At 68.5% G+C, this 24,108-nt stretch carries 20 protein-coding genes; 15 read left to right on the top strand and 5 right to left on the bottom strand.

The genetic code is table 11. The annotated features are described in order from the left end of the window. Positions 1 to 9: 9 nt before the first annotated feature. The 11 genes from ACWF0M_RS00930 to ACWF0M_RS00880 all read left to right on the top strand — a co-directional run bounded on the left by ACWF0M_RS00930 (position 10) and on the right by ACWF0M_RS00880 (position 11,837). On the top strand, positions 10 to 2,166 hold the full coding sequence (locus ACWF0M_RS00930) for an MMPL family transporter (protein WP_452233513.1): 2,157 nt from the start codon (positions 10 to 12) through the stop codon (positions 2,164 to 2,166). A gap of 3 nt (positions 2,167 to 2,169) precedes the next feature. Further along, entirely contained in the window at positions 2,170 to 2,838 is a 669-nt protein-coding gene (locus ACWF0M_RS00925) for a response regulator transcription factor (RefSeq protein ID WP_452233512.1), read from the top strand. Continuing rightward, a complete protein-coding gene (locus ACWF0M_RS00920) occupies positions 2,835 to 4,166 on the top strand; it encodes a sensor histidine kinase (protein WP_452233511.1) in 1,332 nt (443 codons plus the stop codon). The genes ACWF0M_RS00925 and ACWF0M_RS00920 overlap by 4 nt, the downstream gene beginning before the upstream one ends. A 60-nt stretch (positions 4,167 to 4,226) precedes the next feature. Next, on the top strand, positions 4,227 to 4,937 hold the full coding sequence (locus tag ACWF0M_RS00915; RefSeq protein WP_452233510.1) for a GntR family transcriptional regulator: 711 nt from the start codon (positions 4,227 to 4,229) through the stop codon (positions 4,935 to 4,937). A gap of 65 nt (positions 4,938 to 5,002) precedes the next feature. Further along, positions 5,003 to 6,265 (top strand): MFS transporter, encoded by a 1,263-nt coding sequence (locus ACWF0M_RS00910; RefSeq protein WP_452233509.1) that lies wholly within the window; start codon positions 5,003 to 5,005, stop codon positions 6,263 to 6,265. Positions 6,266 to 6,267: 2 nt separating this feature from the next. Further along, positions 6,268 to 7,629: an acyclic terpene utilization AtuA family protein gene (locus ACWF0M_RS00905; protein ID WP_452233508.1), complete on the top strand. Its 1,362-nt coding sequence runs from the start codon at positions 6,268 to 6,270 to the stop codon at positions 7,627 to 7,629. Continuing rightward, positions 7,630 to 7,935 carry a DUF4387 domain-containing protein gene (locus ACWF0M_RS00900; RefSeq protein WP_452233507.1) on the top strand — a complete coding sequence of 102 codons (306 nt, stop codon included), beginning with the start codon at positions 7,630 to 7,632 and terminating at the stop codon, positions 7,933 to 7,935. It begins immediately after the preceding gene. 127 nt (positions 7,936 to 8,062) lie between these two features. Next, positions 8,063 to 8,992 (top strand): ABC transporter ATP-binding protein, encoded by a 930-nt coding sequence (locus ACWF0M_RS00895; RefSeq protein WP_452233506.1) that lies wholly within the window; start codon positions 8,063 to 8,065, stop codon positions 8,990 to 8,992. Next, positions 8,989 to 9,837 (top strand): hypothetical protein, encoded by an 849-nt coding sequence (locus ACWF0M_RS00890; RefSeq protein ID WP_452233505.1) that lies wholly within the window; start codon positions 8,989 to 8,991, stop codon positions 9,835 to 9,837. The genes ACWF0M_RS00895 and ACWF0M_RS00890 overlap by 4 nt, the downstream gene beginning before the upstream one ends. Positions 9,838 to 9,879: 42 nt before the next feature. Then, positions 9,880 to 11,175, top strand: a complete 1,296-nt coding sequence (locus ACWF0M_RS00885; protein ID WP_452233504.1) for a sensor histidine kinase — start codon at positions 9,880 to 9,882, stop codon at positions 11,173 to 11,175. Continuing rightward, positions 11,172 to 11,837: a response regulator gene (locus ACWF0M_RS00880; protein ID WP_452233503.1), complete on the top strand. Its 666-nt coding sequence runs from the start codon at positions 11,172 to 11,174 to the stop codon at positions 11,835 to 11,837. The genes ACWF0M_RS00885 and ACWF0M_RS00880 overlap by 4 nt, the downstream gene beginning before the upstream one ends. Here the strand turns inward: ACWF0M_RS00880 and ACWF0M_RS00875 are convergent. From ACWF0M_RS00875 to ACWF0M_RS00855, 5 genes are all read right to left on the bottom strand, one after another. Continuing rightward, the gene (locus tag ACWF0M_RS00875; protein WP_452233502.1) at positions 11,819 to 13,879 is read right to left on the bottom strand and encodes a transglycosylase domain-containing protein; all 2,061 of its coding nucleotides are present in this window, start codon (positions 13,877 to 13,879) and stop codon (positions 11,819 to 11,821) included. The genes ACWF0M_RS00880 and ACWF0M_RS00875 overlap by 19 nt on opposite strands. Positions 13,880 to 13,996: 117 nt before the next feature. Then, positions 13,997 to 16,072 (bottom strand): dipeptide ABC transporter ATP-binding protein, encoded by a 2,076-nt coding sequence (locus ACWF0M_RS00870; protein WP_452233501.1) that lies wholly within the window; start codon positions 16,070 to 16,072, stop codon positions 13,997 to 13,999. Further along, positions 16,069 to 17,034, bottom strand: coding sequence for an ABC transporter permease (locus tag ACWF0M_RS00865; RefSeq protein ID WP_452233500.1), 966 nt, complete (start codon positions 17,032 to 17,034; stop codon positions 16,069 to 16,071). The genes ACWF0M_RS00870 and ACWF0M_RS00865 overlap by 4 nt, the downstream gene beginning before the upstream one ends. 31 nt (positions 17,035 to 17,065) lie before the next feature. Beyond that, the gene (locus ACWF0M_RS00860; protein WP_452233499.1) at positions 17,066 to 17,995 is read right to left on the bottom strand and encodes an ABC transporter permease; all 930 of its coding nucleotides are present in this window, start codon (positions 17,993 to 17,995) and stop codon (positions 17,066 to 17,068) included. Positions 17,996 to 18,105: 110 nt separating this feature from the next. Beyond that, entirely contained in the window at positions 18,106 to 19,167 is a 1,062-nt protein-coding gene (locus ACWF0M_RS00855; protein WP_452233498.1) for an Lrp/AsnC family transcriptional regulator, read from the bottom strand. A 95-nt stretch (positions 19,168 to 19,262) separates the two neighbouring features. Between ACWF0M_RS00855 and ACWF0M_RS00850 the strand changes: the two genes are divergently transcribed. The 4 genes from ACWF0M_RS00850 to ACWF0M_RS00835 are packed head-to-tail and all read left to right on the top strand — an operon-like array spanning position 19,263 to position 24,107. Beyond that, positions 19,263 to 20,510, top strand: coding sequence for a M20 metallopeptidase family protein (locus ACWF0M_RS00850; protein ID WP_452233497.1), 1,248 nt, complete (start codon positions 19,263 to 19,265; stop codon positions 20,508 to 20,510). Next, positions 20,507 to 22,174, top strand: coding sequence for an ABC transporter substrate-binding protein (locus tag ACWF0M_RS00845; protein ID WP_452233496.1), 1,668 nt, complete (start codon positions 20,507 to 20,509; stop codon positions 22,172 to 22,174). Before ACWF0M_RS00850 ends, ACWF0M_RS00845 begins: the two co-directional genes overlap by 4 nt. Next, positions 22,171 to 22,866: a cysteine hydrolase family protein gene (locus ACWF0M_RS00840; RefSeq protein WP_452233495.1), complete on the top strand. Its 696-nt coding sequence runs from the start codon at positions 22,171 to 22,173 to the stop codon at positions 22,864 to 22,866. Before ACWF0M_RS00845 ends, ACWF0M_RS00840 begins: the two co-directional genes overlap by 4 nt. Then, positions 22,863 to 24,107, top strand: coding sequence for an amidohydrolase family protein (locus ACWF0M_RS00835; RefSeq protein WP_452233494.1), 1,245 nt, complete (start codon positions 22,863 to 22,865; stop codon positions 24,105 to 24,107). Before ACWF0M_RS00840 ends, ACWF0M_RS00835 begins: the two co-directional genes overlap by 4 nt. Position 24,108 lies beyond the last annotated feature (1 nt).

The following is a 24,108-nucleotide window of genomic DNA, read 5'->3' as shown; positions in this document are numbered from 1 at the left end:
GTCGGAGCTGTGGAACGGTTCACTGCGGGGGTGATGCGCCACCGCGTCGTGGTGGTGCTGGTGTGGGTGGCGGTGACCGTCGTCGGCGTGCTGATCGCGCCGCACCTGTCGTCGCGGCTCCAGAGCGGTACGACGTTGCACACGGCGAGCTATACCGCCAACGCGACCTTGCAACGCGAGTACGGCGGGGTCGCCGCCAACCCGAGTGTGCTGGTGATCGACCTGCCGGCCGGCAGCACGGCAGACAGTCCGGCAACTCGGCAGGCACTGAGCGCGGCGAACCAGGTTGCCACTCAGGTGCGCGGAGTGCATTCCCTCTCGTACGCGAGCACCGGCGACAAGGCACTGGTCGGCGACGGCGGCCGCTCCACAGTGATGCTGATCTATCCACCAGCGGCCGGAGACCCGGTAGCGCAGCCCCTGATGGATGCGATGTCGCAGACCATCACCCGCGCTCTGCCCGGTGCCCGAGTGGCGCAGACCGGTATCGAACAGTTGAGCGCCGGCGGCTCTGCCGGAGGTGCGAGCGTGGTCAACGAGATCCTGATCGGCGGTGCGCTGGCGCTGCTCGTCCTGCTCTGGGTGTTCGGCTCGGCGCTGGCGATCCTGCCGCTCATCTCCGCCGCGGTGTCGGTGCTGACCATGCAGTCAGCCATCTACGGCCTCACGTATCTGACGAGCATCCACATCAACCCGGCGGTGCAGTTCATCGTCGCGCTGCTCGGCCTGGGCCTGTCTGTGGACTATTCGCTGCTGTTGGTGAATCGGTGGCGTGAGGAGCGTCTCAGCGGCGCCTCGAACCGTGCCGCGGTAGCAGCGGCGCTCACGAAGGCCGGGCACTCGGTGGCGTTCAGCGGGATTGTCGCGTCACTCGGCCTGTTCGCGCTGATCGTCGTACCGATCTCGTTCATCCGGGGGATCGGGTTGTCGGGGCTCTTCATCCCGTCGATCGCAGCCGTCGTCGCGCTGACTGTCGTACCGCTGCTGCTCTGGGCAGTTGGTGAACGGCTGGACCGGGTCCGGTTGCCCAGGCGGCGGACGAACCGCGCCGACGCGACCTGGGCGCGGATCGGCCGTACGATCGTCGCTCACCCACGGAAGGCCGCCGCACTGGGAGGCAGTCTGCTCGCCGCCCTCGCGATCATTGGACTCACCATCAACATCGCGGGCCCGCCGTCGACGTCACTCGCCGCCGGCGGACCCGCCGAGTCCGGGCTGCTGAACCTGCAGCACAACGGGTTCCCGACCGGCGTGCTCACCTCGGTCCCCATCTACCTGCCGGTCGGAACCGACCCAGGCACGGTTGCCGCGACCCTGCGGACGTTGCCGGACATCCATGGCGTCCTGGTCGACCCGGCCTGGCACACCGCCGGCAGTTCGGTGATCATGGCGCTGCCGCAGACCGAGATCGGTACGACCACCGCCGGTCCGGCCCTCGCCGGCATCAGGGCTGCCGTGCCCGGATCGGCTCAGGTCGGCGGCGCGGGTGTGCAGACCGCGGACATGTCGCACATCATCACCACCTGGTTCCCCGTCCTGCTCGCCGTCGTCGCACTCATCACCTTCGTCCTGCTCGCGCGAGGCATGCGGTCACTGTTGCTGCCGGCCAAGGCCGTTGCCTTGAACATCTTGTCGGTCGGCGCGGCGTACGGCGCTCTGGTGCTCATCTGGCAGCACGGGTTCGGGTCACACAGCATCTGGGGCATCGCCGCCACCGGATCGGTCCACCCGTTCGTGCCGATGATGCTGTTCGGATTCCTGTTCGGCATCTCGATGGACTACGAGGTCTTCATCCTGGCCCGGATGCGCGAGTCCTACGACCGCGAGCACGACACCGGCCGCGCGGTGGTGGAGGGAATCAGCCGTACCGGCCGGCTGGTGACCTCGGCCGCACTCATCCTGGTGCTCGCTCTGCTGTCGTTGTCCTCGGCACCTGATCTGACGGTGAAGATGATGGCCACCGGCATGGCGGCCGGCGTGCTGATCGACGCGGTGATCGTCCGGACGCTGCTCACCCCGGCCCTGGTCGTACTGTTCGGGCGAGCCAACTGGTACTTGCCCGGCTGGGCCGCACGCCTGTTGCGGATCAAGATCGAGGAGCCACGCCACGCCACCCCCGAAGAACAGCCGGAACCGGTCGGCTCGCGCTCGTCCTGGCAGGCTTGAGCCGTGCGTATCCTGCTGATCGAGGACGACGTGGCCTTCGCCGAGTCGCTGACCTGGGGTCTGCGGGCCGAGGGCTACGTGGTCCAGGTCGTCCACGACGGCCTCGAGGGACTGCGGCTGGCCACCGCTGAGCCCGTCGACGTGATCATCCTCGACGTGATGCTGCCCGGTCTGGACGGCTACCAGGTGTGTGCCCGCCTCCGCGCTGCCGGCACCTGGACTCCGGTGCTGATGCTCACCGCCATGGACGACGAACTCGACCAGGCGGAGGGGCTTGATCTCGGCGCCGACGACTACCTGGCGAAACCGTTCGCCTATCCGGTCCTGCTGGCCCGGCTGCGGGCACTGCTCCGCCGCGGCCCCGCCGCGCGGCCGGCGGTCCTCGAGGCCGACGGACTCCGACTCGATCCGGCGACCCGGCAGGTCAGCCGCGACGGCCAGGCGATCGCGCTGACGGCCGGCGAGGTCACCGTGCTCGAGTACCTGATGCGGGCCGAGGGCCGGACCGTCTCCAAGCTCGAACTGCTGGAGCACTGCTGGGACATCGCGTACGACGGCGACCCCGCGGTCGTCGAGGTCCGGATCCACCACCTTCGCCGCAAGGTCGACACCCCGTACGGCAGCACCACCATCCACACCGTGCGGGGCGCCGGCTATCGGGTCGGCACATGAAGGCGGCCAGTCTCCGACTGCGGCTCACCGTCCTCGCGACGCTCGTCGTCAGCGGCACGCTCGCACTCGGCATCGCCGTACTGGCCGTCACGCTGGTGTCGTCGGCCCGTGGGAACCTGACCACCTCCCTGCGCAGCTACGCGACCTCACTGGCCGAGGCCGGTCCGAACGGCACCTGGCCCCGGCCATTGCCCCCGGTCCCCGGCGGCGATCCCGGTTCCTGGGCTCAGGTCGTCGCATCGGACGGACGGGTCCTCGCAACCACTGCAAGCGTCAATGGCCTACCGGCGCTGTACAACCGACCGGCGAGCGGTGGCTCCCCGACACGCACTTCCGGTGCGCCGGACTGGCCCACCGGGGATCAGGTTGTCGTCAGCGTGCCGGCCGGCAACACCATCGTGTACGCGGGCAGCTCGGCTGAGCTGCTCACTGTCATCACCCACGACCTGCAAGGGCATCTCCTGCTCGCGCTGCCGTTCGTGCTCGTCGGCGGAGCGGCGATCGCGTGGCTACTGCTCGGCCGGGCCCTGCGCCCGGTGGAACGCATCCGTGCCGAAGCTGCAGCGATCAGTGCCAGCGACCTTCATCGCCGTCTGCCCGAGCCGGGCGGTGACGACGAGATCGCGCGCCTGACCCGAACACTGAACGACATGCTCGGTCGATTGGACGATTCCGCCCAGGCGCAGCGGCGCTTCATCGCGGACGCCTCGCACGAACTGCGAACACCGCTGACGTCGATGCGAACCTCGCTCGAGGTGGGCCTCGCTCATGTCGACGAGGCGCCCTGGACCGACCTCGCCGGCCGGGCGGTCGCCGAGACCGCCCGCCTGCAACGTCTCGTCGACGCGCTCCTCCTGCACGCCCGCGCCGACGCCGGCACCCTGATCGGCGCCCTGGAGATCGTGGACCTCACGGCTCTCGCGAACGCGGTGGCGGACGCGATCAGTCCGGTCAGGGTGCCGATCGTCGTCGCCACCGGCTCGCCCGTGGCGGTCGAGGCCGATGGCGATCAGCTGACCCGGCTGATCCGCAACCTGCTCGACAACGCGACCCGGTACGCCGCCACCCGCGTCGATCTCGACGTCACCGCCGACGACGGAATCGCCGTACTCCGGGTTTCCGACGACGGACCCGGGGTCGACCCGGCCGACCAGGAGCGGATCTTCGAGCGGTTCCTGCGCAAGGACACCGCACGCACCCGCGGCACGCAGCCCGGCAGTGCCGGCCTCGGCCTGTCGATCGCGCGCGACATCGCCGTCGCCCATGGCGGCACGCTCGTCATGGACAGCCGAACCGGATTCGTTCTCCGACTCCCCATCAGCCGTTAGCCGAATCACCGAGCCGAACGGAGACTTGACGATGTGCTATAGCAAATTTAGTGTTGCGGGATGGAGTCCGGTTTGCGTCAACTCACCAGCGACACCCTGGCGGATCAGGCGTACCGCGCGATCCACCAGGCAATCGCCGTCGGTGAACTCGAGCGCGGCGAGAAGGTCACCGAGCGGGATCTGGCCGCGCGGCTGTCGGTCAGCCCGACCCCGGTGCGTGAGGCGCTGCGCAGGCTCGAGCAGGACCATCTCGTCGAGCGGGTCGGCCCGCGAACCCTGCGGGTCACCGACTTCGGTGTGCAGACGTTGACCGAGGTCGCGCAGGTGGAGGTCTCGCTGCGGGTACACGCCGTACGGTTCGCGGCCGAGAAAGCGACTCCGGCGCTGCTGAAGCGACTGGACGAGATCCTCGACGCCGCCGACCACCATCGCGACGTACTCCGGCAAGCACACGACGCCGGCCAGGATCTCGATCCGGAGGTTCTGACCAGCCTGCTCGATCACCTGCGGCGCTTCCACGACGCACTCGAGCGCGCCTGCGACAACCCGGTCCTGCTCCGGCTGCTCGACCAGACCCGCGCTTTCAGCCGCTCGCAGCGCATCAGCGCCACCCGAATGCAACTGTCACTCGGCCTGACCGGGCCGGAGCAGCGGTACGACGATCACCGGGCGATCGTGGACGCCATCCGCGCGGGTGACGTCGACTCCGCCGCCGAGCTCATCCGCCGCCACACCGAAACCGCCACCGCCGACCTGCTCGACTGGCGCTGATCCACCCGACCTCGAGCCTGCCCAACCGCCACCCAGGATGCTATAGCAAATAGAAAGAGCCTTCGATGTCCGTCACCACCGAACGAGCGACCCGGCTCGACCTGAGGGCCACCTCGGTGATCGCCCTCGCGGTCTTCGCCCAGGAATCCGTCTGGAACTTCTACGACGCACAAGTCCCTGCGCTGCTCCGCCAGCACCTCACCAGCGCTGCGCTGATCGGGCTCCTGATGGGGATGGACAACGTCGTCGGCGTTTTCGTCCAGCCCTGGATCGGCAACCGGTCCGACCGCACCCGAACCCGGCTGGGCCGCCGGCTGCCGTACCTGCTGGTCGGCGCGCCGATCGCCGCGGCCGCGTTCGTCGCGATCCCCTGGACCGGCTCGCTGCCGGCGCTGATCGTCGCGATGCTGGTCTTCGCGATCACGATCAACGCCTACAAACCGGTCGGCGAGTCGTTGGTGCCCGACTTCATCGCACCGGCCAACCGGAGCAAGGCGTACGGCGTACTCAAGACCGCGACCAGCCTCACCATTATCGTCTCCGCTCTGATCAGCCTGCTCGTCGTCGACAAGCACCCGCGGTTCGCGTTCGTCATCCCGGCCGCGTTGATGATCGTCGCGGTGGCGGTCGTCGCGTTGACGATCCGCGAGCGGGAGTCGCCCGGGTACCGGCAGGCACTCGCGGACGACGCCAGCACCTCGACCGACGCCAAGGCACCGAAGCTGTGGGCAGTGATCGTCGACCTGGTCCGCGATACCGATCGGCGCCGCGTCTTCATCCTGTTGATCGGGTTCTTCACCGCCGCTGCATGGTCCGCGACGCGAGCTTTGCTGACGCCGTACGGCACCGGTGTCCTCGGACTCACCCGCGGGCAGGCCGGCGCCCTCACGCTGCCCGGCGGCATCGCGTTCCTGGTGGCCGCGGTCCCGCTGGCGATCCTGTCGGACCGGCATGGCCGTCAACTGGTGATGAAGCTCGGCCTCGCTGTGCTGACTGCGTCCCTGGTGCTCGGGTTCGCCGTACAGACCCCGACGATGACCAAGATCGCGATCGGGCTGGCGTCGGTCGGCTACGCGGCCTTCATCATCAACGCCGTCGTCGTGCTGTGGAGTCTCGCGTCGGACTCGACCACCGGCGCCCACACCGGTCTGTACGCCGTTGCCATGGCCGGCGGAGCGGCCTTCGGACCGGCACTCGTCGGAGCTCTGGTCGACGCCGTGGGCTGGGGCTCCCTGCTGCTGTTCAGCGCAGTCTGTGCCGCGGTCGCCTTGGCCCTGCTGCTCATCATCCCTGCACCACCTGCTGCGACCTCGCAACCGGAAGGCTGACCGTGGAGTTTCGCATTCTCGCCCCGACCGGCGTGCTCGGCGCCGGCTTCCGGACCGAGTCCCTGGCCCGCGGCGTCGCCGCCCGACCGCACGTCATCGCCTGCGACGCCGGATCCACCGACAGCGGACCGGCCGCGCTGGGCAGCGGCGTACCCAAGTTGTCCCGCGAAGCCGTCACCCGCGACCTCCGCCACCTGCTGCGCGCCCGCCAGGAACTCGGCGTACCGCTGATCATCGGGTCCTGCGGCACCAGCGGTCGCGATGTCGGAGTCGACGGGTACGCCGAGATTGCCCGAGAGATCGCCCGTGCGGACGGATTGCGCTTCCGACTGGCCCGGATCTACTCCGACCAGGATTACGGCTATCTCACCAAACGCCTTGCCCAGGGGCGGATTCGCCCGCTGGATCCGGCACCGCTCATCGACGACGAGGTCCTGGCGAGCAGTCACGTCGTCGGCATGATGGGCGTCGAGCCCCTTCAGGCCGCACTGCAGGCGGGCGCCGAGGTGATCCTGGCCGGCCGCGCGAGTGACACCGCTTTGTTCGCAGCGCTCCCCCACCTTCTCGGAGCCGATCCCGGTCTCACGTGGCATGCGGCCAAGACCGTCGAATGCGGCGCTGCCTGCGCGGTGCCGCCGGCCGCCGACGGTCTGCTCGTCTACCTGCGCGACGACCACTTCGATGTCGAGGTGCTCGATCCGCAGCGTCGACTGACAGCCCGGTCGGTCGCCGCACACACGTTGTACGAGAACGCCGATCCGTTCCTGGTCACCGAGCCGTCCGGGGTGCTCGACACCGAGCATGCGTCGTACGAGCAGATCTCGGACCAGGTCGTCAGGGTTCGCGGCGCCGTGTTCCGGCCGGCGGAAACGTACACCGTGAAGCTGGAAGGCGCCGCCTTGGCCGGCTACCAGACGATCGCGATCGGCGGCATCCGCGACCGCGTCGTCATCGGCCGCCTCGACGAACTGCTGACCGGAGCCCAGGAGTACTTCCGGACGAAGATCGACGACGTGTTCGACGGCGCCGTCGACCCCGGCAGCGTCGACATCAGCTACCGGCTCTACGGCCGCGACGCGGTCCTCGGCGACCTCGAGCCCGAGACGGCGCAGCCGCACGAGGTCGGCGTACTCGTCACGGTCACCGCGGCGACCCAGGAGATCGCGCACAGCGTGGCCACGTTCGTCTCCCACGTCAGCTCGCATCTGCCGATCCCCGAGTACGACGGACTCGTCAGCACGATCGCCTACCCGTTCTCGCCCCCCGAGATCGACCGCGGGCCCGTGTACCACTTCACCCTCAACCACGTCGTCGAGCCCGACGACCCGACGGAGATGTTCCGCACTCGATTCGAGGAGGTCTGAGTGGCCACGCTGCTCGACTACTGCAGCCTCATCCGGTCCAAGAACGCCGGCCCCTTCGTCCTCACCTTCGACCTGATCTGCCGCGACGAGGCGGCGTACCTGCACCTGACCACCAGCGAAGTCCTGACAGTCGAGACGTTCGCCCGGCTCTACCGCATCGAGCCCCAGCAGGTACGCCTGTACCACCACAGGCCGGCTCTCGCGATCAAAATCACCATCCCGCGTCCACACGTACAAAGCGCCCTCGAGGACCCGGACTGCTACGGCGGCCAGCAGCACAGTCCCCTGCTGGACCTCCAAGTGTGAGCGTGTAGTACCGCGGTACGACGACCTCGCGGAAGATCAGGCCGCGGTACCACAGATCGGCGCTGCGCCGTTCCTAGGTTGGGTGACGAGGCCGGGAGGTCCGGCTCAGGAACTCGAGGACGACACGATGATCGAGGCAAGACAGCTCACCAAACGGTACGGCGAGACGACGGCGGTGGACGGGTTGGAGTTCTCCGTGCGACCCGGCTCCGTCACCGGGTTCCTCGGACCGAACGGTGCGGGCAAGTCGACGACGATGCGCATGATCATCGGGCTGGACGCGCCGACGAGCGGCTCGGTCACCGTCAACGGAAAGCGCTACCGGGAGCACACCGCTCCGCTCCAGGAGGTCGGAGCCCTCCTCGAGGCCAAGTCCATCCACCCGGGCCGGACGGCGTACAACCACCTGCTGGCCCAGGCGCAGACGCACGGCATTCCACGTCGACGCGTCGACGAAGTGATCGAGCTGACCGGTCTGCAGTCCGTGGCGAAGAAGCGCGCCGGACAGTTCTCGCTCGGCATGGGGCAACGGCTCGGCATCGCGGCCGCGCTGCTCGGCGATCCGGCGACGGTGATGCTCGACGAGCCGGTGAACGGTCTGGATCCGGAGGGCGTGTTGTGGATCCGCAACCTGCTGATCGGCCTCGCGGCGGAAGGCCGGACCGTGTTCGTCTCGTCCCATCTGATGAGTGAGATGGCGCTGGTCGCGGACCGGTTGATCATCGTCGGCCGCGGTCGCCTGCTCGCCGACACGACCGTCGACGATCTCGTCCGGCAGGCAGGTGGCGACGCCGTCAAGGTGGCGACCGCCGATCCCGCCGGACTGCGTGACGCGCTGGCCGGACCGGGCGTCGAGGTCGTCGGGCAGGCCGGCTCCGACGAGCTGGAGGTCACCGGCCTCTCGGCTCGCTCGATCGGAACCACCGCCGCCGAGCACGGCATCGCGCTGTACGAACTGACGACCGTCAAGATCTCGCTCGAGGCCGCCTTCATGGACCTGACCCGCGACGACGTCGTCTACCACGGCACCACCCAACTCGCGGAGCGTGCAGCATGAGCGTCGTCACCGAGCAGCGGCCCACGAGCGGTGCACCCGCGGCACAGCCGAAGCCGGACTATCGAGTCACCGGCCGCCATGTGCTCCGGTCGGAGTCGACCAAGCTGTGGTCGCTGAGGTCGACCTGGATCACCCTGGGGCTCGGTCTGCTGTTCATTGTTGCCTTCGGCATCATCGCGGCGCTTCGCTACCGGTCCAGCGTCACCTCCGGCCGGCAGCTCGACCCCGACTTCGCCGACGCGACGACACTGAGCCTGTCGCTGTTCGGGGTTCCGCTCTCGCAGCTGGCCCTGGGCGTTCTGGGCGTGCTCGTCACCGCGGGCGAGTACTCGACCGGAATGATCCGCTCGACGCTTGCCGCCGTACCGCGGCGCCTTCCGGTGCTGTGGTCGAAGGCCTTCGTGTACGGCGTCGTGGCGCTGGCGATCGCCCTCGTCGGAACGTTCGTCACGTTCCTGATCGACAGCGGTATCCTGAGCGGCACGCCCGCCGCGCTGACGATCTCCGACACCGGTGTGGTGCGAAGTCTGCTCGGTGCGACTGTCTATCTCGGACTCGTCGGCGTGATCGGCGCGGCCCTCGGCACGATGCTGCGGTCTGTCGCCGGAGCGATCTCAGCGCTGGTGGGGGCGCTGATGCTCCTCCCCGGCCTGATCTCCTTGCTGCCGATGTCCTGGCGCAACGCCATCCAGCAGTACCTGCCCAGCGAGGCGGGCGGGTCCATGTACTCGTTGCACCATGCACCACACACCCTGTCGCCCGGATTCGGGCTGCTGGTCTTCGCCACATGGACCGCGCTGGCCCTCGCCGGCGCCGCCTGGCGCCTCACCCGCAGCGACGCCTGATCCACTACCAGGATCACCAGTCACAATGGACAGGTGGGAACGGTGACTGGCGATGGCACATCACAGCCGGTAGGCGTGCAGACCGCCGCTGACCCGGATCCGCTGTGGCGGCACCCGTGGGTGCTTCACCTCGGCCGGGTCGGGCGGCGGCTGCGCAGGGCAGACCGCGCCCGGCCATGGGCTCTCGACACCTTGGTGGTCGTTGGCGCCTTCCTGTTGTTCTGTCTGCCCGATCTGCTCCGCGGCGAGGACCCCCGAGAACTCGCCGGTGCCTTCAACCAGATCCCCCTCGGAGGGATCATCGCGTTGCAGGCCGGACTGGTACTCCCGCTCTTCCTCCGTCGGCGTGCGCCGATGACGGCGTTCGTCATGACGGCAGCCGTCTTCACCCTGCAATGGTCGCTCCAGGTGTTCCTTCGCGCGGACGTCGCGTTGCTGATCGCCCTGTACAGCCTGACGTTGCACAGCTCGCTACGTCGGCTGCTCTGGGCGTGCGCGATCACGATCGCGGCGCTGACGCTCGCCGTCGTACGGATCTCCGCCATCGCTTCGGTCGCCGAGGTGGCGTTCTTCCTCGTCTGCGCCACCACGGCCGCGATCGCGCTCGGCCTGGTTGTCCGGATCAGGCGCTCACAACTGGCTGCTCTACGAGACCGCGCTGCACAACTGGAGATCGAGCGCGATCAGCGCAGCATGCTCGCGGTCGCGGGTGAGCGCGCCCGCGTCGCCCGCGAGATGCACGACATCCTCGGGCACAACCTCTCGGTGATCATCAGACTCGCGGACGGCGGCGCGTACGCCGTACGGGTCAACCCCGAACGCTCCGCCCAGGCACTCACGCTCATCGGCGAGACCGGACGGGAGGCCCTGAACGATCTCCGCCGAACACTCGGCGCGTTGCGGGACGACGCCGCCGTACCGGATCTCAGCCCGCAGCCCGGGATCGCCGACATCGACGGACTGTGTGACCGGATCCGGGCGGCAGGTCCCAGCGTGAGCTATCGGACCGCGGGCGATCTGCCGGCCGATCGAGGCCTTCAGTTGGCCACCTACCGGATCGTCCAGGAAGCGCTGACCAACGCACTCAAACACGCAGGCCCCGACACCGAGGCCCGGGTTTCACTCGAGGTGACGCACCAGCGGCTGCGAATCCAGGTCGAAGACACCGGGCCATCAGCCGGCTTCGAGGCGACAACCGTGTCCGGCGACGGCCAGGGCCTGATCGGCATGCGTGAACGCGCGGCGCTGTACGGCGGGACCGTGCAAACCGGGCGCACCCGCAGCGGCGGCTGGACCGTGCAGACCGAACTCGAGCTCGCCCAGGAGAGGACACCATGACGACAGTCCTGATCGTGGACGACCAGCCACTGCACCGGCTCGGGCTTCGGATCCTGTTGGAGTCGGTGCCGGAGACCCAGGTGGCCGGCGAGGCAGGCAGCGGCTCCGAAGCGGTACGCCGTACCGCCGAACTGCATCCCGACGTCGTGCTGATGGACATCCGGATGCCCGGTATGGACGGGATCGAGGCCACTCGCCGCATCGTGGCCAGCGGCAACCGATCACGGGTCCTGGTGCTGACCACGTTCGACCTCGACGAGTACGCCCACGCGGCGCTGCGCGCCGGAGCGAGCGGGTTCCTCCTGAAGGACGCACGCCCCGAGGAACTGCTCGGCGGTATCCGCGCGGTCGCGGGCGGCGATGCGATCATCGCTCCCGGTCTGACCCGCCGGCTTCTGGACGCGTATTCGCAGCATCTCCCCCTCGCCACGCGCGAGGACGGCGACGCGAAGCTCCAGACACTGACCGAACGTGAACGCGAGATCCTGGTCGCCATCGCCAACGGCTGGACCAACCCGGAGATCGCCGAACGCCTCCACCTGTCCGAATCCACCGTGAAGACCCACGTCGGACGCGTACTCGCCAAGATCGGCGCCCGCGACCGCGTCCAGGCCGTCATCTTCGCCTACGACATCGGCCTGGCCTACCCCAACCCCGCCTGAAGCACCCGGGCAGGTGGGGGTACGAAGTGTTCCAGTGGCATGCCGTGGAGCGCCTGGCGCATCGCCGACTCCCAGAGCGGTCCCGCCGTACCTGAACCGGTCGGGTCGGCGATGTCCTGGCCGTTCAGCGTGTGGCCGAACATCAGGTTCGTGTACGGCGGAGTCGCGTCGGCAACCACCGCCGCCGCAGCCAGGTTCGGGGTGTAGCCGGAGAACCAGACGGCCAGGTTCTGATTGATGGTGCCGGTCTTGCCGGCCAGGTCCCAGTTCCCGAACGACAGGTTCCCGCCGGTACCACCGGGCTGCATCACCGCACTCAGCACCCGGTTCACGCCATCGGCCACCCACGGTTCGATGACCTGCTTGCAGGACTGGCCCGGCGTGGCGATCGACTTACCGGCCTGGTCGGTGACGGACGTGACCAGCAGCGGCTGGCAGTAGACACCCCGAGCAGCGAAGGTCGCATACGCGTTCGACAACATCAGTGGGGTCACGTAGCCGACGCCGAGGGTGAAGGAGACGACCTGGTCGAGTGGCCGCAGGGTCTGCGCGTTGTACATACCGAGCTTGGCCGCGATGGTCGCGGGTGCGCACAGCCCGGTCTTCTCGGACAGTTGCAGGAAGTAGGTGTTCACCGAGTACCGGGCCGCGTCGACCATGGTGAAGTCGCCGCTCCTGGTCGAATTCTGCGGCTGGTAGTTCAAGTCCCTGGTCCAGCCGTTGCAGGTCCGGAACCGGACGCCACTCAGGTCGATCTGCTGGGGCGAATTGATCTGGTAGCCGATCGGGATGCCCTGCTGGATCGCTGCGGCGATGGTGAAGGCCTTCATCGTCGAGCCGTTCTGGAACCCGCCGTACCCACCCGCATAGGACTTCTCGACGTTGTAGTTGTACGCCGTCTGGTCCCGGCCCTCGCCGTACGGCTTGCTCTGCACCATCGCCTTGACCAGCCCGGTCCCCGGCTCGACCACCGTGATCGCGGCGATCGTGTTGTCGGTCGGCTTGCTGTGCTGGTCGATCGACGCCTGCGCGGCCGCCTGGATCCTGGGGTCGACCGACGTCCGGATCGTGAGGCCGCCGGTCTTCACGTAGTGGTCCCGCTCCTGGACGGTGTTACCGAGGGCGGGATCCTGAAGCAGCTTGGAGACGACGTACTCGCAGTAGAAGGGGTACGGCGAGTTCGCGCAGCCATTCCGAATCGGGCGCACCTGGGACCGGTCGATCACGGGTGTCCGCAGTGCCGAGTTCGCCTCGGCGACCGAGATCAGGCCGAGCTGCAGCATCCGCTGGATCACGGTGTACCGGCGGTCACTGGCGCGGACCGGGTTGGTCACCGGGTCGTAGCCGCTCGGGTTCTTCACGATGCCGGCCAACGTCGCCGCCTGCGGAAGGGTGAGATCGGCGGCGTTGACGCCGTAGTAGTGCTGCGCGGCGGTCTGGATGCCGTACGTCCCGTCGCCGAAGTTCGCCAGGTTCAGGTACCTGTCCAGGATCTCGTCCTTGGAGTACTGCTGCTCGACCGCGATCGCGTACCGGAGCTCGGTCAGCTTGCGCTGGTACGTCGGCGCGGTCGCCGCGCGCTGCTCGGCCGGTGTGCGAGCGTTCTCCAGCAGGGTCAACTTGACGTACTGCTGGGTGATGGTGGAGCCGCCCTGGATCGAGCCGGTGGCCTGGTTGCGGATCATCGCGCGCAGCGTGCCCTGAAGGTCGATCGCGCCGTGCTGGTAGAACCGTGAGTCCTCGATCGCGACGATCGCCTGCCGCATGACCGGTGCGATCTTGTTCAGGCCGACCGGAACCCGGTTCTCGTCGTACACGTTGGCGATCAAGCTTCCGTCAGCGGCCAGGATCCGGGTCCGCACGTCGGGCGGCTGAGCCGTCAGCCGCTGCGGCAATCCTCTCAGCGAGTCCACGATCTGCTCGGTGCCGATCCCGGTCAAGCCGGCCAGCGGCACCACCAACCCGGCCACCAGCGCACCGGCCATCGCACTGACGCCGAAGAGCCTCGTCAGCAACCGAACCCCGCGCCCGCCAGTCCCCATCTCTCCAAGCTAGCCCGCGAATCCGGACCACACACACCGCTCTCAGCGTCCTCTCATCAGACGGGGCATTCGGTTGCCTCAAGCAAAGACTGTGAAGCCCGGCATGACGGCGCCCGCCTACTCCCGCGCCGGTGCCCCGATGGTGAGCGGGTAGTGGCAGGCAACCGCGTGCCGGCCCTCTCGCTGATCGAGGGCCGGTTCCTCCTGAGCGCAGCGGTCCGTGGCGAGCGGGCAGCGGGTCCGGAACCGGCAGCCGGAGGGTGGATCGATCGCCGAGACGATCTCCCCGGACAGACCGGCCTTCTGCTGCTCGCCGCGCCGGCCCGGGTCGGGGATCGGCACGGAAGCGATCAGGCCGGCCGTGTACGGGTGCCGGGGCGCCGCATACACCTCGGCGCTCGGTCCGAGCTCCACCAGCTTGCCCAGATACATCACACCGATCCGGTCCGACAGGTAGCGGAGCAGGGACAGGTCGTGCGAGATCACCACGTAGGTCAGGGAGTACGCCGTCTGCAGCGAGCGCATCAGGTTCAGGATCTGTGCCTGGATGGACACGTCGAGAGCCGAAACCGGTTCGTCGGCGACCACCACCTTCGGCCGCAGGACGAGCGCACGGGCCATGGCTATCCGCTGGCGCTGGCCACCGGAGAACTCGTACGCGCGCCGCTCGGCCGCCGTCCGGGGCAGGCCGACGGCGTCGATCAGCTCCAGCACCTTGGCCCGCCGTTCGCTCCGCCCGCCGATGTGCTGGACGGCGAGCGGCTCCGCGATCAGGTCGGCGACGTTCATCCGCGGATCGAGCGCGGCGGCGGAGTCCTGGAACATCAGCTGCAGGTTGCCCGCCCGGGCCCGCTGCCCGGCACGGGTCAGCCGGTTGATGTCGCGGCCGTCGAACCGGACCTGGCCGCTGGTGGGCTGCTCGAGGCCGACGATCATCCGGCCGACCGTCGTCTTGCCCGAGCCGGACTCGCCGACGATCCCCAGCGTCTCGCCCTCCAGCACGTGGAGACTGACGTCCGAGACCGCGTGCAGCACGCGCCGGGGCCGGAAGGGTTCGGGGCTCTTGATCCGGAACTGCTTCACCACCGATTCGAGCATCACCAGCGGCCTGCCCGGCCCTCGGTCCGCTCGGGGCTCGACCGGCTCCTCGACGTACAGATCCTCGTCGGTGACTTCCGTCGGACGAGGGTGGAAGCAGGAGTGTGTGTGGCCGGCGGCCACCTGCACGGACTCGGGGTCCTCGGTCCGGCACTCGTCGGTGGCGAACCGGCACCGGGGCGCGAACCGGCACATCGGCGGCAGTTCGATCAGCTGCGGGGGCATGCCCGGGATCGAGGCCAGTGGGCGGCGCGAGTCCAGCTCCATCGTCGGCATCGACTCGAACAACGCCTGCGTGTAGCGATGCTTGGGCGCGGCGAACAGCTCGACAGTCGGCGCTTCCTCGACGATCCGGCCGCCGTACATGACCGCGACCTTGTCGGCGTGGCGGGCGATCACGCCGAGGTCGTGCGTGACCAGGATGATGCCCATGCCCAGGCGGGTCTTCAGTTCGTCCAGCAGTTCCAGGATCTGTGCCTGGATGGAGACGTCGAGCGCGGTGGTCGGTTCGTCCGCGATCAGCAGCCGTGGTTCGCACAGCAAGGCGATCGCGATCATCGCTCGTTGCCGCATACCACCCGACAGCTGGTGCGGGTAGTCCCGCAGACGCTCCTTCGGCCGCGGCATCCGGACCAGTGCGAGCACCTCCTCCGCGCGGCGGTTGGCTTCGGCAACGGAGGTCCCGGGCCGATGGATGCGGTACGCCTCGCGGAGCTGGCTGCCGATGGTGCGGGTCGGGTTGAGCGAGGTCATCGGATCCTGGAAGACGGCGGCGATGTCGTTGCCGCGCAGCCGACGGAGCTCGTTCGAGCTCAACGTGGTCAGCTCCAAGCCGTCGAATTCGATGGATCCGCCAACGATCGAGCCGCCGTCGGGCAACAGCCGCAACACCGACATGCCGGTCATCGTCTTGCCCGAGCCGGACTCGCCGACGAGTCCGACGGTCTCGCCCGCCCGGACCGAGAAGGTGACGCCGTCCACCGGGCGCACAACACCGTTCGAGGTACGGATCTCGACCCGCAGGTCGCGGATGCTGAGGACGGTCTCGCCGACGTCGCCGGGCGCGGCCGGGACAGCAGTGGACATCGCGGTCATGATTGCTCCTCACGGGCCGTCGTACGACGGTTTGCGTCAGCCGGTGTCTCGTCTGGTGCGGGCAGGCTCGTCCGCAGGCCGCGGAACGCGCGGAATCTCGTCAACGCCCTTCGTCCGCTCGGATCGAGCAGTGTCATCACCCAGTCCCCGGCGAAGTTGGCGACCAGGATCGTGACCGTGATCGCCAGGCCGGGGAAGGTGGACAGCCACCAGGCGGTGGACAGGCTGGTGGCGCCGGCGGCGAGGTCGCTGCCCCAGTCCGGGTTCGGCAGCTGGACGCCGAGGCCGAGGAAGCTCAGGGTGGTCGCGGTCAGGACCGCCCAGCCGATCGCGCTGCTGATCATCACCACCACCTCGGTGACGAGGTTGGGCAGCAGGTGCCGGACGGCGGTCCGCAGGCCGGAGGAGCCGAAGATCCTGGCGGCCTGGACGTATTCGATCGAGCGCAGCTTGCGTACCGACGCCTCGACGATGCGGGCGAAGCCGGGCGTGTAGGCGACGCCCAGCGCCAGGATGATGCTCTTCACACCCGCGCCGATGGTCGCGATCAGGATCAGCGCGATCAGCAGCACCGGCAGGGCGAGCAGTACGTCGACGACCCGCATCACCAGGACGCTGATCGCCCGTGGCGCCGTCCCGCCGATCAGGCCGATCGCCACCCCGGCGAGCGTCGCCAGCACAACGCCGCCCAGGCCGGCGGCCAGCACCGGCCGGGCTCCGAAGATCACCCGGCTGTAGATGTCGCGACCGAGCTGATCGGTCCCGAACAGGTGGGCGCCGCCGGGTGCCGCGAGTGAGTCGTCGCCGTTGCTCAACGGACTGGTGTGCGCGAGCAGCCCCGGATACACGAGCAGCAGCGCGAACCCGAGCAGGACGATCACCATCACGGCCGAGATGACAGGTCGGCTGCGGCGGCTGCGGGAGCCGCGACGGGCGGCCTGGGCGATGGAGACGGTGGTCATGAGAACTCTCCCGGTGACAGGTGGCCGGCGGTCATGATGCGGTGCTCAGTTGCGTGCGCGGATCGATCGCGCCGACGACGAGGTCGACCACCAGGTTGATGACGATGTAGCTGAGGCCGACCAGCACGATCGCTCCCTGCACCACGGGGATGTTCTTCGAGGTGATCGACGTGGCCAGGAAGCTGCCGACTCCCGCCCGGCCGAAGATCACCTCGGTCACCGCGGCGCCGGTGAGGATGTTGCCGAACTGCAGGCCGATCATCGTGACCGCCGGGACCGAGGAGTTGCGGAACACGTGCGCGAGCAGCACCCGCAACTCCGAGCATCCCCGCCCCCGCGCCGACTTCACGTAGTCGCTGCGGTACTCGTCGATCACCCGTCCGCGAATCAACCGGGTCAGGATCGCGGCGTACCCCCAGCCGAGTGAGAGCGCCGGCAGCACCAAGCCGCTGGAGCCCCCGTTGTCGATCGCCGGCAGCCAGTTCAGGTGGAAGGCGAAGACCAGCACCAGGAGCAGGGCCAGGAAGAAGTACGGGATCGCGACGCCGAGGAACGACACGAACCGGGCGATGTTGTCGAGCACCGAGTTCGGCCGCAGACCGGCCACCAGCCCGAGCGGTACGCCGATGACGACGGCCACCAGCATCGCCGTACCGGTCAGTGCGAGGGTGCTCGGCGTCCGGGAGACGAGCTCGTAGGCGACGGAGTTGTGGGTGACGTAGGAGGTCCCGAGATCACCGTGCAGCAGGTCACCCGCGAAGGCGACGTACTGCTGCCACAGCGGCTGGGTCAGACCGAGCTGGTCACGCAGCTGGTCGATCTGCTCCGGGCTCGCGTTGGAGCCGAACAACATGGTCTGGGCGGGATCGCCGGGAACCAGGTGGATCAGCAGGAACGCGATGATCGTGACGCCGATGATCACGGGGATCGAGGCGAGCAGGCGGCGGAGTACGAAGGACATACAGGATTTTGTAGCCCCGTATTGTCACGCCCAGATTTCCAGTGATCCTGCGACCACGGGTTTCCGGCCGGTCGCAAGCTTCAGAGTCGCGATCGATTTGGCGGATTCCTTCAGCGGCCGCCGACGTCCGCCTGGTGTTCCAGCCCGTCCTCCCAGATGTTGATCGGCACCACCCCGACGGCCCGGCCGCTGGTGTCCAGCAGGCGGCCCATCCGTTTCACCGTCCGCAGCACGACGAGCCGGTCGACGATGCGGACCTGCGGAAGCCGGCTCGCGATCGCCAACTCGAGCCGGTGCACCTCCTCAACGGTCTGCAGCCAGGCGCACAACAGCATGCTGGGCGCCGACGACACCGTGGCGCACAGCCGCACCTGCCGGAGCTGCGAGATCGTCCGGGCCGTTCCCGGGAGCCCTTCGACCGGCGCATCTGCCCACAGGTACACCTGCACCGGAGACCCTGACAGCTCGGCCGCCACGTCGGTCCGCGGGAGGAGCATGCCGCTGCGCAACAGGCCCGAGACGTGTCGACGCACCGTGGTCGGGCTGAGGTCGGTGGCTGCCGCGAGCTCGGCGTACGACGATCGCCCGTCGACCGTCAGAAGTCCCGCCAGTCGCTGTACGTCGGGGGTCATCGTGACCGCCTCGCCGCCGTTGTCCGGCTCGGGTTTCGGCCGGGACCGCTCGAGGACGCGGACAACCTCCTCGGGAAGGTCGACGAGCCGCCAGCGGGATCCCTCGGTGTAGATCTGGGTGGCGATCCGCGCCTTGCTCCTGAGCACGTTCTCCATCGCGCCGAGGTGATCCAGCAGGTAGTGCGAGAGCATCTGCAGGTTCGCGGCCGCGATGGTGAGCAGGATGTCCGCAGTGCCGGTGGTGATCTCGACCGTCACGACCAACTCGTGCCGCGAGAGCTCGGCCGCCACCTCGATCCGCTTGCCCGGCAGGCAGTCGACCTCGACATAGGCAACGCACTGCTCCGCGCGCCGGCTCATCCCGGGGGCAGCCGTCACCCACGCGACCCCACTGGCGCTGATCCGCTCCCAGCGCCGCGCGGCCGTGATCCCGCTGATCCCGAGGGCTTCGCCGATATCGGTCCACGGCGTTCGCGGACCGATCTGGAGGGCTCCGATGAGCTCCCGGTCGTCAGGACTGAGAATGGTGGATTCCTTCACAAAATCCCCGATCGTGAATGAAATCAAGCACGAAACCACAATGTAACAGACGTGATCTTAGCTTGAAGCCAACTCCCCCGAGGCAAGGAGAAGGCATGACGATCAGCGGCACCCTCGGTTCCGACGTGCTGGAACTGGGCCCGGAGCTGAGCGGGCTCCGGCACCAGTTGCATCGCCGGCCGGAGATCGGGCTGCAGCTGCCGATGACCCAGGAGACGCTGCTCGAGGCGCTCGGCGACCTCGGTCTGGAGCTCACCCTGGGCAGGAGCATCACCTCGATCACCGGCGTCCTCCGCGGCGGTCGCAGTACCGGCAACGCCGTGCTGCTGCGGGCGGACATGGACGCGCTGCCGGTGCAGGAACGTAGTGGCGAGCCGTTCAGCAGCGAGATCGACGGCGCGATGCACGCGTGCGGTCACGACCTGCACATGGCCATGCTGGTCGGCGCAGCCCGGCTGCTCGGCGCGCAGCGTGACTCGCTGGCCGGCGACATCGTGTTCATGTTCCAGCCCGGCGAGGAGGGTTACGACGGCGCCGGCGCGATGATCGGCGAGGGTGTCCTGACCGCCGCCGGTCCGATCGTGAGTGCGGCGTACGGCATGCATGTGCGGTCGAACAAGACGCCCAACGGCGTCTTCACCACCCGCGGCAACACGATGATGTCGTCCAGCAGCAAGTTGAAGGTGACCGTCCGGGGGCGCGGCGGCCACGGCTCGTCGCCGCACTCGGCACGGGATCCGATCACGGCCGCGGCGGAGATGATCACCGCGCTGCAGACGATGGTGACCCGTCGGTTCGACGTGTTCGACCCGGTCGTCGTCACGGTCGGCATCGTCTCGGGTGGTACGGCCGCCAACATCATTCCCGACACCGCGGAGTTCCAGGCGACGGTCCGGACGTTCTCGGCCGCCACCGGTGACGCGATCGGCGGGCTGGCGACCGCGGTGTGCGAGGGCGTCGCCCAGGTGCACGGACTCGACGTCGAGGTACAGCACGTGCGCGAGTACCCGGCGACCGTCAACGATCCCGGCCAGGCGGCGTTCGTCGCGGACGTGGTCGCCGACGTGTTCGGCCCGGACCAGTTCGTGCCGATGGAGTTCCCGGAGCCGGGATCGGAGGACTTCTCGCGGGTGTTGGCCGCCGTCCCCGGCAGCTACATGATGCTCGGCGCCTCGATGACCGAGGACCTGGCCGACGCGCCCGGCAACCACAGTCCGCTGGCGCGGTTCGACGACGCCGTGATGACTCGGGGCGCACTGCTCCACGCCGAGCTGGCCGTCAGGTCACTCGAGCGGCTCGGAGCGCAAACAGTAGATCAGGAAAGCAGAAGGAGTACGTCGTGAGCCTCGAACCAACTGTCCCGTCCGTGAACGAATCGGCGCTGTTCAGCCGTCGCAGCCTGCTGAAGGCGGGTGCGGCCGGCCTGGTCGCGCTCGGCGGAAGCTCGGTGCTGGCGGGGTGCCAGGGCACCGCCTCCGGCGCCGGCTCGGGTACGAAGACGACCAGCCTCACGGTCGGCATCTACCAGGAACCGGACTCGCTCGACCCCGCTGCCACCGGGCTGGCGATGGTGTCGATGATCATCTCGCACATCTACGACCCGCTGTTCTGGTGGCTGCCGGACGGCTCGGGCAAGAACGTCTTCCACCCGGGTCTGGCCAAGAGCTACCAGGTGTCGAAGGACGCCACGACGTACACGTACACGCTGCGCGAGGACGTCGACTTCCACGACGGCACGCACTTCGACGCGAACGCGGTCAAGGCGACGTTCGACCACATCGCCGACCCCGCGACCAAGTCCCGCTCGGCCCGCGGCGCCCTCGGCCCGTACAAGGAGACCGTGGTCGTCGACCAGTACACGGCGAAGGTGCTCTTCAGCCAGCCGAACGCCGCCTTCGAGCACGAGATGACCGGCATCATCTTCGGGATGCAGTCGCCGGCCGCGCTGAAGAAGTACGGCGCCGACATCGCGTCCCACCCGACGGGCACCGGGCCGTTCACCTTCGTCGACTACGTGGCCCAGGATCACGTCGGTCTGGCGAAGAATCCGAAGTACACGTGGGGTCCCGAGGCGTTCGGTCCGGCCGGTGCACCCAAGCTGGAGAAGCTCAGCTTCAAGATCCTGCTCGACACCAACGCCCGCTACAACGCGTTGCGGGCCGGCCAGGTGCAGATGGCGATGAACCTCGACCCCGACACGATCGCCACGATCAGGAAGACCTCGCAGTTCAAGCACTACGACATGCCGTCGACCGGACAGCCGTACGGCTTCCCGATCAACGTCGACAAGGGACCGACGAACGACCTCAAGGTCCGCCAGGCGATCCTGCACGCGGTCGACCAGAAGAAGCTGAACGAGGGCGTACTGCGGGGCGCGTTCACGCCGGCGTACAACGTGCTCACGCCAAGCACACCGGGCTATGTCAAGGCCAACGACACGATGTACGCCTACGACCCGGCCAAGGCGAAGAGCCTGCTGGAGCAGGCGGGCTGGGTGGCCGGCCCGGACGGCACCCGCAGCAAGGGCGGCCAGAAGTTGTCGCTGGACATCCTGATCCAGAGCGCGAACGGGTTCGACCTGCCCACCCAGTTCGTCGTCAACGCGCTCAAGGAGGTCGGCTTCACCTCGACCACCAAGTCGCAGCCGTTCACCACCGCGGCCGCGTCGTACAACCAGGGCGTGCAGAACCTGTCCGCGATCTTCTACTACGACGTCGACCCGTACCTGCTGAACAACCTCGTCACCAGCGGCCAGATCAAGGCGGGCTTCAACTGGGCGCATTACAGCAACCCCGAGATCGACGCCGCCATCCCGAAGGCGAACACCATCGTCGACGCGCCGGCGCGGACCGCGGCGTACGAGAAGATCACCACCACGTTGATGGAGGACGCGATCTTCCTGCCGCTGTGGAACGTCAGCGGCGTGTACTCCGGGTCCGCGAACCTCGGCGACGTGCACTTCGGTCCGACCGGGTACTCCTACTACCATGCGGCGTCGTTCCAGTGATCGAGGTTGCGGGCAAGCAGGTTCTCACCGAGTTGGCCGAGCTTGCCGATCCGTCCCGGGCCGCGCTGGTGATCATCGACATGCAACGGGACTTCGTCGAGCCGGGCTTCGCCTTCGACCGGCTCGGTGTGGACCTGTCGATGTATCCGCCGGTGCGTGCCAGGATCGCGACGCTGCTCGCGGCGGCGCGGTCCGCCGGAGTCCTGGTCGTGCATGTGCAGATGACGTCCCTGCCAGGCGGGATGAGCGAGTCGCCCGCGCAGCTGAGGTTCAACCTGCGCCTGCAACGGCAGGGCGACATCACCGGCGGCCGGTTCCGCTTCACCGAGCAGGGCGACGCCGGCCACGAGTTCGTGTCCGAGCTCGCTCCGCGGCCCGGTGAGCTCGTCGTACCGAAGTGGCGCTCGAGCGGGTTCTGGGGCACCAGCCTCGATCTGCTGCTGCGGAGCAACGGCATCGAGACCGTCGTGGTCACCGGGTGTACGACGGAGGGCTGCGTCGAGTCGACCGCCCGCGACGCACTGTTCAACGACTACTACGTGGTCGTCGTCGAGGACGGCGTCGGGAGCGACGACCGGGCCCAGCACGACGCGTCGATGCTGCTGATGCGGCATCGCTTCGACCTCGCGTCCGCAAGCGACGTCGAATCCGCATGGAAGGTTGCCGTGAGCAACAGGAAGGCGAGTGCATGAGCCCGATGGCCGATCTGATCCTGAGGAACGGGATCGCCCTGACCGGTGAGGAATTGAGGGAGGAGCCGTTCGGATCGCTGGTGGTACGCGACGGCGTGATCACTCAGCTGACCACGGAGCAGGTGGCGGCGGACGGGACCACGGAGGTCGAGCTGCACGGCGCGTTCGTGCTGCCCGGGCTGATCGACTGTCACGTCCACTTCGACCTGGCCGCCCACGCGGCGCCGTACCTGCACTGGGAACGTACGCCGTTCGTGCGCTCGATGACCTGCTTCCACAACGGTCTGCTGGCGCTCCGGGCCGGGATCACCTCGGTGCGTGACCTCGGCTCGGCCGACCGGATGACCCTGCACTACGCCGCCCAGGTGAACTCGGGTGACCTGCTCGGCCCGCGCGTCGTCGCCGCGGGGCGGCCGATCACGATGACCGGAGGGCACTGCGCCGACTACGGCCGGATCGCGGACGGGCCGGACGAGGTGCGGCTGGCCGTCCGCGAACAACTGGCCGCGGGGGCCGGCGTGGTGAAGCTGATGGCGACCGGCGGGATCTCGACGCCCGGCAACCCGGGCGTGCCGCAGCTCGGGATCCCGGAACTCGCGGCCGGGATCGAGGAAGCCCACAAGGCCGGCGTCCTGGTAGCAGCCCATGCGCACGCGCCGCAGGGCATCACCAACGCGATCGCGGCCGGCGTCGACACCATCGAACACGCCGCGTTCGCCGACGACGACAACCACAAGCAGATGATCGACGCCGGAGTGACGCTGGTGCCGACGGTGACCGCGCTGAACCCGATCGCCGAGGGCATCGGCATTCCGGCCGCCACCGTCGCGAAGAGTCTGAAGGCGCGGGAGGTCTACCGGGCGAGTACGGCCAAGGCGATCGCGGCCGGTGTCCGGATCGCGGCGGGCACCGATGCCGGTACGGCGCTGAACCCGATCGGCGGTCTGCTCGACGAGCTGACCATGTACGCCGAACGGGGTATGACTGCGACCGAGGCGCTGCGCGCCGCCACGGTCACCGCCGGAACGCTGGTCCGTCGCGCCGACGAGGACGTGCCGATCGGCATCCTGGCGATCGGGGCGCGTGCCGATCTGGTGATAGTTGAGCAGGATCCGAGGCAGGACCTGGAGGTGCTTCGCCGCCCGGTCGGCGTCGTGGCCGGCGGCCGTCACGTCGACCTCGGGTGGGTCGAGCGGACTCTCGCAGAGGTCGAGCCCGTGCTCGCCGAGGCCAGGGCCTGAG

The organism is Kribbella sp. NPDC055110, assembly GCF_053607525.1.
The sequence above is the reverse complement of the archived record's forward strand: the minus strand, read 5'-3'. Positions and strand labels throughout refer to the sequence as shown.